We start from the raw sequence: 14,703 nt of genomic DNA on the forward strand, positions 1-14,703 counted from the left end.
CTTATCTCTCTACAGTCTCCATGACGAAGGCTTCAATGACGTCCCCTTCTCTAATATCGTTGAATTTCTCAACCGATATACCGCACTCGTAGCCTTGGGATACTTCCTTCACATCATCCTTAAACCGCTTGAGCGAGTCTACCTTGCCGGAGAACACAACGATACCGCTGCGGATTACGCGAAGCTCTGCATTCCGGTTGATTTTACCGGTGGTTACCATGCAGCCTGCAATCGTACCGACCTTGGATACTTTAAAGATGTTGCGGACCTCGGCTTGACCGATGACCACTTCTTTATAGGTTGGATCAAGCAAGCCTTTCATAGCCGCTTCAATCTCTTCCATTACCTTATAAATAATGCTGTGCAGACGAATATCGACTTTTTCCTGATCCGCGGTATTTTTGGCTTGCGGCTCGGGACGTACGTTAAAGCCGATTACGATCGCGTTGGAAGCGGAAGCCAGAATAACATCGGACTCTGTTACGGCGCCTACGCCGCTGAGCAAAATTTTGACTCGCGCGCCTTCCACATCGATTTTCTCGAGGGAGCTTTTCAGCGCTTCAGCTGAGCCTTGAACGTCTGCTTTGATGATCACGTTGAGATCCTTGATCTCGCCTTCTTTGATCTGTTTGTACAGATCGTCCAGCGTGACGCGGGAGTTTGCTCCCATCTCCGATTGGCGCAGCGTAACCGTACGCTTCTCGGCGATTGCTCTGGCCTTGCGCTCATCTTCAAACACAAGGAACGGATCGCCGGCTTGAGGAACCTCCGTCATCCCGGTAATTTCAACCGGTGTGGAAGGACCCGCCTCTTTGAGCTTCTTGCCTCTGTCGTTGACCATCGCACGAACCCGGCCGAAATGAACGCCCGCTACGAAGCTGTCGCCGACCTTCAAGGTACCATGCTGAATCAGAACGCGAGCTACAGGGCCTTTTCCTTTATCCAGCTCGGCTTCAATGACCGTACCTCTGGCCCGTTTGTTTGGATTGGCTTTGTACTCCTGCACTTCGGACACGAGAAGAACCATATCGAGCAGGTTATCGAGCCCGATGCGCTGCTTAGCCGAAATATTGCAGAAAATCGTATCGCCGCCCCACTCTTCCGGCACCAGCTCGTAAGCGGTCAGTTCTTGCTTGATATGATCCGGATTGGCTTCCGGCTTATCTATTTTGTTAACTGCTACAATAATAGGCACCTTCGCTGCTTTCGCATGGGCGATGGCCTCGACTGTTTGCGGCATGACGCCGTCGTCCGCAGCAACTACGATGATCGTAATGTCGGTAACCTGCGCGCCGCGGGCACGCATCGATGTGAACGCCTCGTGACCCGGGGTATCGAGGAACGTGATCTTCTTGCCGTTCGCTTCGACCTGATAGGCCCCGATATGCTGGGTAATCCCGCCGGCTTCGCCTTCGCTGACATTCGTTTTGCGGATAGCGTCAAGCAGAGTTGTCTTACCATGGTCGACGTGACCCATGATCGTAACGACCGGTGGCCGCTCCATCAGATCCTCGTCTTCATCCTTCTCTTCGAAGTTCTCGAACTTGTCTTCCTCAACCGGGATCTTCAGCTCGATCTCGACCCCGTAGTCCGATGCGAGAAGCTGAATGGCATCCAGATCCAGCTCCTGATTGATCGTTGCCATCACGCCCAGGAACAACAGCTTCTTAATAACCTCGGAAGCATCCTTGTGGAGAGATTTGGCCAACTCGCCGACAGTCATTGTGCCGCGCACGATAATTTTCTTAGGCGTGTTGTCAATCTTCGGTTTAGGCGGTTCCGAATTGAATCTGCCGCCTCTGCCTTGAGCGCGGCCCCTATTGCCAGGTCCCTTGCCGCCCGACCGGTTATCGTCAAATCGTTTTTGACCCGGTCTGGCCGGCTTTCTGCCCGGCTTATCCGAATCATTATCTCCGGTAGACGGTATCGGTCTGGATGAGCCGGCTGCAGCCGGACGACTGTTAAAGTTGCCGCGACGGTTATCCGAACGCTGTCCCTGAGCTCCGCCGGACGCTCCTTGACCGCCCGCAGGACGGGCGCCTTGACCGCCACCGCCGTATGAGCCTTGGCCTCCGCGGTTGTACCCGCCTTGACCGCCCTGACCGCTCGGACGGCTCTGCCCGCCGCCTTGGCCTCCCTGACCGCCTTGGCGATAGCCGCCGCCTTGACCGCCCTGACCGCTCGGACGACTCTGCCCGCCGCCTTGGCCGCCCTGGCCGCCTTGGCGATAGCCGCCGCCTTGACCGCCTTGGCCGCTCGGACGACTCTGTCCGCCGCCTTGGCCTCCCTGACCGCCTTGGCGATAGCCGCCGCCTTGACCGCCTTGGCCGCTCGGACGACTTTGCCCGCCGCCTTGGCCTCCTTGACCGCCTTGGCGATAGCCGCCGCCTTGGCCGCCCTGGCCACCTTGACGGTAACCGCCGCCTTGACCGCCCTGACCGCTCGGACGGCTTTGGCCGCCTCCCTGAGTTTGGCTGCTGCCTTGCGAACGTTCGACGCCTGGGCTTTGCTGTCTTTCTTCCTGCTGCTCGCCGCTATTTTTCGGCGCCGCGGATTGAACTTGTTGACTTCCGGTCGCACGCTGCTCCGGTTTCGGCTGTACTGCTACGGTTTGTTGTTTCGATGAATTAGTAATACCTGCACCTCTTTCTGAAGACTTGGAATCTTGTCCGGCTCCGCCTTCACGTTTTGCTGCCGCATTGGCCTTAATATCTTTAAAAAACTTCTCTACGCTATTCACTGCATCGTTCTCCATTACGCTCATATGGTTGTTGACGGGAAGTCCCAGTCTTTTCAGAATAGTAATAATTTCCTTACTACTCATATTCAAGGACTTTGCATACTCGTAAACTCTGAGTTTATCTTTATTGTTGTCCTGTTTTGTCAATACAGTCCACCTCCGAGCTTTTTTTACGGCTTCAGCAGCAGTCGCGCAAATCCCCCATCGGCTACGGCAATGACAACCCGCGTTTCTTTTCCGATACTGCCTCCGAGCTGCTCCCGGCTGCCGTATTGATGAATAGGAACTTGATAATGACTGCATTTATCGTTTATCTTCTTAAGCGTGCTTTCGGAAGCATCCTCGGCCACAATAACCAGCTTGGCTTCCCCGCTGCGGATCGACTCGATGACAGCATCTTCGCCGGAAATCACTTTACCGGCGCGCATCGCAAGACCTAAATTGGAAAAAAAGCGACTATTCATCGTCATCCTCATCCGCCGATTGTTTCCCGGCTATAAACTCGTCCTCGACTTTAATAAAATCCTGCTCCAAAGCATCGTAGATATCCGGGCTAACCTGAGCTTTCAATGCCCGGTCGAGCGCCCTGGATTTCTTGGCGAGCTTGAAACAGGACTGCTTGCCGCACAGGTAAGCCCCACGGCCGGCCTTCTTGCCTGTCAGATCGATGAGCAGCTCATCAGCCGGGGTTTTGACAACACGGATCAGCTCCCGCTTCGGCATCATCTGCTGGCATGCCACGCACTTGCGCAGCGGTGTTTTTCTCGGCTTCATCGGCTAATCCCCCCTTTGGCTATCGGACTCTGAAGTCCTATTTCAATCGATACTGACCGAATCCTGATGCATTTCCTCGGTGTATGTTTTAGGACGTCCGAACTCCTGCTCGGCTTGAGTCTCGCTCTTGATATCGATCTTCCACCCCGTCAGCTTCGCGGCCAGTCTTGCATTCTGTCCCTTGATGCCGATCGCCAGCGATAGCTGGTAGTCCGGCACAATCACGCGAGCCATCTTCTCCGCCTCGAACACCTGCACCTCGATAACCTTGGACGGGCTGAGCGCATTGGCGACATATTCATCGACGCCTTCCACCCAGCGCACGATATCGATCTTCTCACCCTTCAGCTCGCCGACAATCGTCTGCACGCGCATGCCCTTCGGCCCTACGCAAGAGCCGACCGGATCCACCTCGGCATTGCGGGAATATACCGCAATCTTCGAGCGGAAGCCAGCTTCTCTGGCAACGGAGCGGATCTCAACGACGCCTTGAAAAATTTCAGGCACCTCAAGCTCGAACAGCCGCTTTAAAAGTCCGGGATGCGTGCGCGAAAGAATAATTTGCGGCCCTTTGGTCGTATTCTCGACCTTCGTAATATAGGCTTTTACCCGGTCGCCCTGCTTAAACTTGTCGGTCGGCATCAGCTCGGTGAGCGGCATAACCGCTTCGATCTTGCCGAGGTCGATATACAGATTGCGTTGATCCTGGCGCTGTACGATACCGTTGACGATATCTTCCTCTTTATCTACGTAAGCATTGTAGATTAAGCCGCGTTCCGCCTCGCGGATACGCTGCGTCACCACCTGCTTCGCCGTTTGCGCGGCAATCCGTCCAAAATCACGCGGAGTTACTTCGATTTCCACAATGTCGTTCAATTGATAATTTTGATTCATTTCTCTGGCAGCGAATAACGAAATCTCGAGCCGGGCATCGAGCACTTCATCCACGACCGTCTTGCGAGCGTACACCTTGATCAGTCCGGTATGCCGGTTGATGTCGACGCGTACGTTCTGGGCCGTATTAAAATTGCGCTTGTAGCCCGAGATCAAGGCTGCTTCGATGGCATCGATCAGCAGCTCCTTGGCGATCCCCTTCTCGCGTTCGATTTCGTTTAACGCTTCGATAAAATCCATGTTCATTTCGTTGGAGTTCCCCCTCTCATAAAATGCGAAGCCCGCGCACGGGCAGCAGTATTAAAACAAGATAGCAAGCCGGGCGCTCGCCACTTTCTCGGCCGGCAGCCGATGCTTTTTCTTGCCGACTTCCACTTCAACTACAGCTTCATCATAAAAAACAAGCGTGCCTTCGAACTCCTTCAAGCCGTCGATAGGCTCATAGGTCGTTATGAAAACATGCTGGCCGATTGCACGCATGTAATCTTGCGGCTTCCGGAGCGGACGCTCCGCCCCGGGCGAAGAAACCTCCAGAAAATAAGCGTCGGGAATCGGATCGTTGTCATCCAGCTTGGCGCTCAGATATTCACTGATGCGTCCGCAGTCGTCGATGTCGATACCGCCTTCCTTGTCGCAGTATACCCGCAGGAACCAATTTCCGCCTTCTTTTACATATTCGATGTCGACCAGTTCGAATTGGTTCTCGTCCAGAAACGGACGCACCAACGCTTCCACCGTCGATTTGATCTGATTGCTCAAACGCGTTTTCCTCCTGTTCCATCGTGAGCGAGTCGCTGAAAACACTCATACAAAATGTAAAGAGTGGGTTTCCCCACTCTCCGGTTTCGAGATATAGCATTGTTACCATAGCAGATTATACCATAGATACCGGCCTGCTTGCAACTGGGGAGGCCGTTCCAGCCGCCCCTGCCATTAGAACAACGAAAGCTGGTTCGTCTCCGGCAGACCGCGGAAGCAGCCCATGCCGCCGAGCAGCTCGATGACCGTCTTCGAGGCCTTGCTCCGCGTCTGGAAATCCTCGACGGACAAGTAGGGACCGGCATCCCGGGCAGCCGCGATATTTTTGGCCGCGTTCTCGCCGATGCCTCCCACCGCCGAGAACGGCGGAATCAGCGAATCCCCTTCGATAATAAACTTCGTCGCGTCCGACTTGTACAGATCGACCGGCTTGAAGGAAAAGCCGCGTGCCGTCATCTCGATCGCCATCTCGAGGATCGAGATCATATTTTTCTCTTTCGGCAGCGCCTGGAAGCCTTTCTCCTCAATCTCGACCAGCCTGCGGACGATCGCGTCATAGCCCTGACACAGCAGGTCCAGCTCGAAGTCGGTAGCGCGGACCGAGAAGTAGGTCGCATAATAAGCAATCGGATGATACAGCTTGAAGTAGGCTGTGCGAACGGCGGAGATAACATAGGCGGAGGCATGCGCCTTCGGAAACATATATTCGATTTTCTCGCAGGAATCAATATACCATTGAGGCACCTTATGCTTCTTCATGTCTTCCTTCCATTCCTCGGTCAAGCCCTTGCCCTTCCGCACGCTCTCCGTGATCTTGAACGCCAGGCCTGCATCCATACCCGCTTTATAGATGAGGTACAGCATGATGTCGTCCCGGCAGCCGATCACAGTTTTGATCGTACAGATTCCCTTCTTGATCAGCTCCTGGGCATTGCCCAGCCACACTCCCGTGCCGTGAGACAGCCCCGAAATTTGGAGCAAGTCGGCAAAGCTGGACGGTCTCGCTTCTTCCAGCATCTGACGGACAAACTTCGTGCCCATCTCCGGAACGCCATAAGTGGCGACCGGCGTACGGATTTTCTCAGGCGTCACGCCCAGCGAATCCACCGAATTGAACATACTCATGACCTTCGGATCGTTCATCGGGATCGTCGTCGGATCGACTCCCGTCAGGTCCTGCAGCATCCGCATCATCGTCGGATCATCATGCCCGAGAATATCGAGCTTGAGCAGGTTCGCATCGAAGGCGTGATAATCGAAATGCGTCGTTTTCCACTCGGCACTCGTATCATCGGCGGGAAACTGCACAGGCGTGATGTCGTTGACATCGATATAATCGGGTACGACGACGATACCGCCGGGATGCTGACCAGTGCTGCGCTTTACTCCGGTGCAGCCAAGAGCCAGTCGGCTCAGCTCAGCGCCGCGCCACTTTTTCCCTTGCTCTTCCTCGTACTTCTTCACGAAGCCGAAGGCGGTCTTCTCCGCAACCGTACCGATCGTTCCGGCCCGGAATACGTTTTTCTCTCCGAACATCTCCTTGGTGAAGTTATGCGCATTCGGCTGGTATTCCCCCGAGAAGTTCAAGTCGATATCGGGAACCTTGTCTCCCTTGAAGCCAAGGAACGTCTCGAACGGGATATCCTGTCCTTCACCCTTCAGCTTGCTGCCGCAGTTCGGACAATCTTTATCGGGCAGGTCGAAGCCGGATGGGATCGAGCCGTCGAGAATCCATTCGCTATGCTGGCAGGACATGCAAATATAATGCGGCGGAAGCGGGTTAACTTCAGAAATGCCAAGGAACGTAGCGACGACGGAGGAACCGACCGAGCCCCGGGAGCCGACGAGATATCCGTCCTGATTGGACTTTTTTACAAGCCGCTCGGAGATCAAATAGTTGGCCGAGAAGCCGTACTTGATAATCGGAACGAGCTCCTTCTCCAGCCGGGCGACGATAACCTCCGGAATAGGCTCGCCATAGATTTGCTTCGCGGTGTTATAGCAGGTCTCGCGAATCTCCTCATCCGCGCCCTCAAGGATCGGCGTGAACAGCTTCGTCGGGAACAGCTCCAGCTCCTCGAACCGGTCGGCCAGCGCCGCCGTATTGGTAACGACGACCTCATAAGCGTCCTCGGCGCCGAGAAATTCGAACTCGGCTAGCATCTCCTTGGTTGTCCGGAAGTGCACATCCGGCTTGCGGATATCCTTCAGCGGACTGAAGCCCGTGATGCCGTGGATCGTAATATCCCGGTTAATTTTCTCACGCGGCAGCAGATAATGGACATTTCCGGTAGCAATGACAGGCTTGCCGAGCTTCCGGCCGATCTGTACAATCTTCCGGGCGGCGTCCTCCAGCTGTGCCGGACTTCCGACCAAGCCCTTCTCGACCAGATGCATATTGACGAGTGTAGGCTGAATCTCCAGCACATCGTAAAACTCCGCTACCGCTTCCGCTTCCTCCTGCGACTTGTTCAACACCGTCTCGAACAGCTCGCCTTTCTCGCAGCCCGAGGCGATGATCAGTCCTTCCCGCAGCTCGATCAGCTTCGTTCGCGGAATGCATGGAACCCGATGGAAATATTCGGTATGAGATAAGGAAATTAAAGTATATAAGTTCTTTTTGCCGACCATGTTTTGCGCATAAATGCAGCAGTGAAACGGGCGTTGGGTCTTCAGGTTTTTGCCGACCTGATCATTCAATTGATTCAGCTGCAAGTATCCGTGATCGGCCGCTTCCTTCAGCATATGGAACAGAACGAATCCGAGAGCGATGGAGTCATCGATCGCCCGGTGATGGTTATCGAGACTAACCTTAAATTTATCGGATAGCGTGTTCAACCGGTGGTTTTTCATCGTCGGATATAACAGTCTGGCCAGCTCGAGCGTATCGATGACCGGGTTGTTTGGCTCCGGCAGGCCGAGTCTCTTGCAGTTTGTATTCAGGAAGCCCATATCAAAGCGCGCATTATGCGCAACTAGAACAGCGTCGCCGACAAAGGCAAGAAATTCAGGCAATTTCTCCGAAATATCCGGGGCACCGCGTACCATATCGTCGGTAATATTCGTCAGCTGCTGGATGTTATAAGGAATCCTTTCATGCGGATCAATAAAGGTGGCGAACCGGTCAATTTCCTTGCCTTCCTTCATTTTTACGCCTGCAAGCTCGATAATCTTATTGTTCGTAACCGATAGACCCGTTGTTTCCACGTCGAAGATCACGTATTCGGCATCGGCAAGCTTTAGATCGGTAGCGTTCATCGCCACTTGGACGGAATCATCGACTACATTGGCCTCTACGCCATAAATGACCTTGATGCCATTTTTCCTTCCGGCATTGTAGGCCTCAGGAAAGCTCTGCACGCCGCCATGATCGGTCACGGCGATCGCTTTATGCCCCCACTTGGCAGCCATCTTGATATATTGATCGACCGGCGTGATGCCGTCCATCGCGCTCATCGAGGTATGCAGGTGAAACTCCACCCGCTTCTCCTCCGCATCATCCTTGCGGTCCGGCGGAGCGACGATCTCGTTGACATCCGAAGGAATCATCACGAGCTCGGGAATTTGCATGAAGCGGTCATATTCGACGCGCCCCCGAAGCTTCAGCCAGGTGCCGTTTTTGATGAGGCTGTAGATCTTCACATCTTCCTTCGTCTTGGCGAAGCTTTTCACCATGATGGAGTCGGAGAAATCCGTGATGTTAAAGGTAAATAGGGTACTGCCATTGCGCAGCTCCTTCATATCAAGGCCGAATACCATGCCCTGTACCGTCACTTTTTTCTCTTCATCCTGCACATTTTGAATCGAGACAGCCGGTTCCTTGATATCGTAGCCGACCATCAGCCTGACTTCGCCCTCCGGTACAGCGGCGAGCGCGGCTTCCTCCGCTTCGACGGCAGTCAGGATTTGACTGGTGACTTCCTTCTGCTCCTGCTCGATAATGCGGTTAAACTTCTCGAGCTCTTCTTCGCGGGAAGCGCTCACGACATACTTCACATGATAGTCGACACCGAAGAAGCCGGAAAAATATTGCCGGATCCATTCGCCGATGTTTTTCTTCTTCGCCAGCTCCATGCCGATCGTATCGAGCAGGCAAAGCGTCAGCACATTGCCGTTCACCTCAATCTTAGCCTTTGTCATCCAGCCGTTGATCGAGGCCGCTTCGCGCTGTACCCACTCTAGGAACATGCCCCAGTATTCATGAGCCACGCTCTCCGGATTGACATCGGACGTATACTGCAGGACGAACCGGATGGTTGCGATATGCGCGAACTTATCGCGGATCAACTTGCAGAATGTCCGGTATATATCGCAAGGAACGACCTGAGTTTTGACGATATGGAAAACCCATTCCTTGTTTTTGCGACTTGTCTCCACCTTGTCGATGTAGCCGTCGGCGAAAAAGGTTCTCACGACCTCCGAAGGAACGCTCGCCTGCTGCATCAGCATCTCAAACCTGTCGCGCTTCAATGCCGTACTGCTACCGCTCATGTTGCTCCTCCCCGAAATATTACATGATTCTCACACAACAATGTGGCAATAACGACGAAACGATTCAAACTTTTTCGCCTTTGAGCTGAAAAAGGGCAAATGGAATTAAAAAACCATCCCGTTTGCCCTTTCTATCTCGTTACTTAATAAGACCGGCCGAACACAACTGTATGCTTAGCCGGCTCTCCGCAGACCAGGCACGTCGACTTCTGAACCTCGGGCGCAAACGGAATGTTCCGGCTTGTAGCTCCGGTCTCATCCTTCACCGTCGCTTCGCACGCTGCCGAGCCGCACCAGCCGGATAACGAGAAGCCCCGCTTCTGCTGCAGGAAGCCCTTCAACTCGTCCAGCGTATCGGCGCTTGTCATCGCCTCGTCCCGGAACTTCTTGGCTCGATCATACATCTCCTGTTGGGTTTCCGTCAACAGCTTCTGGACCTCTTCTACAATTTGGCTTTGAGCGACGACGCGCTTCTCCCCCGTTATACGGGAGACCAGAACCACTTGGCCATTTTCCATGTCGCGCGGGCCCAGCTCGACACGCACAGGCACGCCGCGCATCTCGTATTCGTTGAACTTCCAGCCGGGGCTTTGATCCTGACGGTCGTCCACCTTCACCCGAACGCCAGCTTGCTTCAACTGGCCGTACAACCCGTCCACGCAAGCAATGACTTGCTCTCTTGTCTTGGGCGGCCCGATCGGAATCATGACAACCTGGAGTGGGGCTACCTTCGGAGGCAATGCAAGCCCTCTATCGTCTCCATGAACCATGATCAATGCGCCGATCAAGCGGGTGCTGACACCCCAGGAGGTCGTATGGCAGAACGTGTGCTGATTGTCCCGGTCCAAATACTTGATATCGAAAGCTACAGCGAAGTTTGTCCCGAGGTAATGGGAAGTACCTGCCTGCACCGCCTTGCCGTCTTTCATCATGGCTTCGATCGAATACGTATCTACCGCGCCCGCAAACTTCTCGGACGGCGTCTTTTGGCCCATAATAACGGGGATCGCAAGGAAGTTCTCAGCAAAGTCACGGTAGATTTCCAGCATTTGCATCGTTTCCTTGCGTGCATCCTCCTCATCCTCATGCGCCGTATGGCCTTCCTGCCATAGGAATTCGCTGGTGCGGAGGAAAGGCTGCGTCTTTTTCTCCCAACGGACGACGTTTGCCCATTGATTGATCAGCAGCGGGAGGTCGCGGTAGGAATTGATCCACTCCGCATACATATGACCCACCATCGTTTCCGAGGTCGGACGGATAGCGAGACGCTCCTCCAGCTTTTCTCCCCCTGCCTCGGTCACCCACGGCAGCTCGGGATTGAAGCCTTCGACATGCTCCTTTTCCTTCTGGAAGAAGCTCTCGGGGATGAACAGAGGAAAATACGCATTGCGGTGCCCCGTCTCCTTGAAACGGCTATCCAGCTCCCGCTGGATATTTTCCCAGATCTCATAGCCGTCGGGCTTGAATACGATACAGCCGCGAACCGGCGAATAGCTCATCAAATCGGCCTTTTTGATCGTATCGATATACCAGCGCGAAAAGTCCTCGCTTTGCGGTGTAATTTCTTTGACAAACTGCTTTTCCTGCTTATCCTTCGACATGTCCGGATGCTCCCCCTACTGACGGACAGCGCCGAGCGCTATCCTTTGATCAATCGTAAAATATCATTGTACGTTACAGCAATCATGAGCAGCATAAGCATCGCGAAGCCGACGAAATGCACCAGGCTTTCCCGGCTCGGATCGACCGGCTTGCCGCGCACCGCTTCAAGCGCCAGGAAGACGAGACGGCTTCCGTCCAGCGCCGGAACCGGCAGCAGATTGAACAAGCCCAGATACAAGCTCATGATGGCCATCCAGTAAATATATTGAACCGCTCCGGCGCTCGCCTGCTCGCTGGTGAACTCGACGATCCGGATCGGACCGCCCAGATCATCCATCTTCACCTGCAGCGTCGCCAGCTTGCCGAAGCCATCCAGAATAATCGTCGATGCGGAGGCCATGCTCTTCGCGCCTCCCGTGATCGCTTCACCGAAGGAAGCGGGCCGGGTATCCGGTCCTAGCGATACGCCTACGCGGTACACCTTGTCCTCGCTCAGCTCGGGCTTCACCTGCTTGGCGATCTGCTGGCCGTCGCGCTCAATCACCCAGTTCATCGGCTTGCCCTGCGAATTTTGGATCAAAGCGGTCAGCTTCTTCATATCGCCCGCTATCTTCTCCCCGTTGACCTCGACGATAATATCCCCGCCTTTCAGGCTGGCCTGCTGAGCGGCGCCCCCGGCGACGGTGTCAGAGATACGGACCCGGTCCGGCACAGGCATGCCTGCCACAAACACGACCGTTACGAAAAGCAGAAAAGCGAGGATAAAGTTCATCAGCGGACCGGCAAATATCGCCATCGCGCGCTGACCAACCGTCTTGCTCCCGAACTGCCGGTCCCAAGGCGCGATCTGAGTTTCCTTCTCCTTGCTCACCATCATGGCTTGCGGATGAACGGCATAGCGCTGTACGGCTCCGTCCACATCCAGCTTGACGAACAGCTTCCGCTCCAGATCGATTTCTTCAACGACGCCCTCAAGCGCTCCGCGGCGGCTGTCGAAATCATTCAGGTAAATATGCGTGACCTTATCCTGCTTGATCGCCACGGCTACCCGTTGGCCTTGATTGATCTGTACAATCTCGGGGTCTTCGCCGGCCATCCGCACGAAGCCGCCGATCGGAAGCAGCCTTAGCGTGTAGCGGGTTTCTCCCTTGACGAAAGACAGTACCTTAGGGCCGAAGCCTATCGCAAATTCACGGGTCAAAATGCCTACGCGCTTGGCAAAATAAAAGTGTCCCCATTCGTGTACCGTCACAAGGACAAAAAACAAGAGTACATTCAGCACGATGATTTGAAGTACATCCACTCTAGCTCACGGCCTCCTTAAAACACTAATGTTCATCGTTTGCATGTCATGGGAAGGGCGTTTTCCATGTGTTCTTAGATTACCATTAATGATAAACCGAACACAAGCCGAGCCCATGCTATGAACATATTAGCGCCGCAGCTCAAACATGCTACTTGACAGCATGCGTTCTTAACCAACCTGTTCCGCTTCCGCTCTTGCCCAGGCATCGCTATCCAGGATGGCCCGCAGATCGGGCGACTCGACCGTGCGATGCTTCGCCATCACGCTTCCGATGATGTCCTCTATCGCCAGAAACGGCACGGCTCCCTTTAAAAATCGGTCAACAGCGACCTCATTGGCCGCGCTGTACACCGTAGGCATCGTGCCCCCGGCTCTGCCGCTTTCATAAGCCAAGGCGATGCACGGATAACGCTCGAAGCTCATCTCCCGGAAGTTCAGCTGCCCGATCCTGGCCAGATTCAATCGCTCTGCCGGCGTGCTCATCCTGTCGGGATAGGTCAGCGCATACTGGATCGGCACTCGCATGTCCGGCAGTCCCAGCTGTGCCATGACGCTGCCGTCTACAAATTCAACCATCGAGTGTATGATGCTCTCCGGATGGATCAGCACGTTTATCTGGTCGTAGGGCAACCCGAACAGCCAGTGCGCTTCGATCACTTCCAGCCCCTTATTGACCATCGTGGCCGAATCGATCGTAATCTTGGCGCCCATCGACCAGTTGGGATGCTTGAGTGCATCCTCCACCGTCACATTCGCCAGCTCCTCGCGGCTGCGGTCGCGGAATGACCCGCCGGATGCGGTGAGGATAATGTTATGTATACGAGCCCTATTCTCCCCGTTCAGGCATTGAAAGATCGCGGAATGCTCGCTGTCGATCGGCAGCAGCGAAACCCCGCGGCGCGCCGCCGCTTCCGTGACCAGATGACCGGCACTGACGAGCGTCTCCTTATTGGCGAGCCCGATATGCTTGCCGGCTTCGATAGCTGCTAGCGTAGGCTGCAGCCCCTGACTGCCGACCACTGCCGTCACGACGAGCTCGGCATCATGGCCCGCAGCGGCTTCCATCAGCCCCTCATCGCCGTAATAAACACGCGTGCCAGCCGGGGCCTCTGCCTGGAGCCGGTCAGCCAGCTCCTTGGTCGCGGCCGAAACGATCGAAGGGCGGAAGCGGTGCATTTGCTCCCGGAGAAGCTCCAGATTATAGCCGCCTGCCAAAGCCACAACCTCATAGAGGTCAGGATAGTGAGAGATGACATCCAGGGTTTGGGTGCCGATGGAGCCCGTCGATCCAAGAATACTGATCTTTTTCACTCGTGTTCTACCTCCAGCACATATTAAACAGACGGTAACAAGGTCAGCGCGTGCAGGAACGGAAACACGATCAGCCAGCTGTCCGTCCGATCCAGAACTCCGCCGTGACCGGGGAGGATCGTGCCGGAGTCCTTAATGCCTTTCACACGCTTGTAGGCCGATTGAATCAAGTCGCCCATCTGCCCGATTACCGCGATGACGACGCCGATCCACACCGCCTGCCCATAGCCAAGCAGCTCGGGCCTTGACCAGGCGAAAGCAAGCGCAACTACGATGGAAAGCACAATCCCGCCGATAGCCCCCTCGACCGACTTCTTCGGGCTGATCGTTGGCCAAAGCGGAGTTTTGCCGAACTTCGATCCGGTGAAATAAGCGCCGGAATCGGTCGTCCAAATGCAAAGAAACACGAGAAGCGTCCAGAATAGACCATGCTCGGGGATAGAGCGCGTTTCGATCATATAGTGAAAGCCGAGACCTATATAGACCATGCCCAGGAAAGCTATCGCCGCCTGGTCGATTGTCGTTTTGTTCTTCGAGATCACCGTGGCGGCCATAAATACAAACATAAGCAGCCAAATAAGCTGAGCCGCGCCGATGACCCCTAACTGCCAGGGAATAACCAGCAGCAGCAGCCCAACATAACCGACCGCTTCTACCAAGCGATTTTTCTTCAGTCCATTCATTCGCAAAAATTCATCATATCCGATGACAGCGAGCGCGACAATCAGACCGGTAAACCAGTAGCCGCCCAAGTATAACAGGATAAAGAAAGCGAGCCCTGCCACGATTCCTGTAACGATCCGCTGCTTCAATTCCATTCCTCCAA

Annotated in this window: 10 protein-coding genes; all 10 read right to left on the minus strand. The window is 54.6% G+C overall.

From position 1 onward, the window contains the following. Position 1 precedes the first annotated feature (1 nt). The 10 genes from infB to GSF01_RS12220 all read right to left on the minus strand — a co-directional run bounded on the left by infB (position 2) and on the right by GSF01_RS12220 (position 14,689). Positions 2 to 2,887 (minus strand): translation initiation factor IF-2, encoded by a 2,886-nt coding sequence (infB, locus tag GSF01_RS12175; RefSeq protein WP_159884317.1) that lies wholly within the window; start codon positions 2,885 to 2,887, stop codon positions 2 to 4. Between the two features lie 23 nt (positions 2,888 to 2,910). Further along, a complete protein-coding gene (locus GSF01_RS12180) occupies positions 2,911 to 3,210 on the minus strand; it encodes a YlxQ family RNA-binding protein (RefSeq protein ID WP_159884319.1) in 300 nt (99 codons plus the stop codon). Then, positions 3,197 to 3,514, minus strand: coding sequence for an RNase P modulator RnpM (gene rnpM / locus GSF01_RS12185; protein WP_159884321.1), 318 nt, complete (start codon positions 3,512 to 3,514; stop codon positions 3,197 to 3,199). Before rnpM ends, GSF01_RS12180 begins: the two co-directional genes overlap by 14 nt. A gap of 42 nt (positions 3,515 to 3,556) precedes the next feature. Further along, positions 3,557 to 4,654 (minus strand): transcription termination factor NusA, encoded by a 1,098-nt coding sequence (nusA, locus tag GSF01_RS12190; protein WP_159884323.1) that lies wholly within the window; start codon positions 4,652 to 4,654, stop codon positions 3,557 to 3,559. A gap of 54 nt (positions 4,655 to 4,708) precedes the next feature. Continuing rightward, positions 4,709 to 5,167, minus strand: a complete 459-nt coding sequence (gene rimP / locus GSF01_RS12195; protein ID WP_159884325.1) for a ribosome maturation factor RimP — start codon at positions 5,165 to 5,167, stop codon at positions 4,709 to 4,711. 174 nt (positions 5,168 to 5,341) lie between these two features. Then, a complete protein-coding gene (locus GSF01_RS12200) occupies positions 5,342 to 9,658 on the minus strand; it encodes a PolC-type DNA polymerase III (protein ID WP_159884327.1) in 4,317 nt (1,438 codons plus the stop codon). A 143-nt stretch (positions 9,659 to 9,801) separates the two neighbouring features. Further along, positions 9,802 to 11,259 carry a proline--tRNA ligase gene (gene proS / locus GSF01_RS12205; RefSeq protein WP_159884329.1) on the minus strand — a complete coding sequence of 486 codons (1,458 nt, stop codon included), beginning with the start codon at positions 11,257 to 11,259 and terminating at the stop codon, positions 9,802 to 9,804. Between the two features lie 38 nt (positions 11,260 to 11,297). Next, on the minus strand, positions 11,298 to 12,563 hold the full coding sequence (rseP, locus tag GSF01_RS12210; RefSeq protein ID WP_159884331.1) for an RIP metalloprotease RseP: 1,266 nt from the start codon (positions 12,561 to 12,563) through the stop codon (positions 11,298 to 11,300). Between the two features lie 171 nt (positions 12,564 to 12,734). After that, a complete protein-coding gene (locus GSF01_RS12215; RefSeq protein WP_159884333.1) occupies positions 12,735 to 13,877 on the minus strand; it encodes a 1-deoxy-D-xylulose-5-phosphate reductoisomerase in 1,143 nt (380 codons plus the stop codon). Positions 13,878 to 13,900: 23 nt separating this feature from the next. Then, the gene (locus GSF01_RS12220; RefSeq protein WP_159884335.1) at positions 13,901 to 14,689 is read right to left on the minus strand and encodes a phosphatidate cytidylyltransferase; all 789 of its coding nucleotides are present in this window, start codon (positions 14,687 to 14,689) and stop codon (positions 13,901 to 13,903) included. Positions 14,690 to 14,703 lie beyond the last annotated feature (14 nt).

The sequence above is a fragment of the Paenibacillus puerhi genome, from assembly GCF_009846885.1.
Lineage (GTDB): Bacteria > Bacillota > Bacilli > Paenibacillales > NBRC-103111 > Paenibacillus_G > Paenibacillus_G puerhi.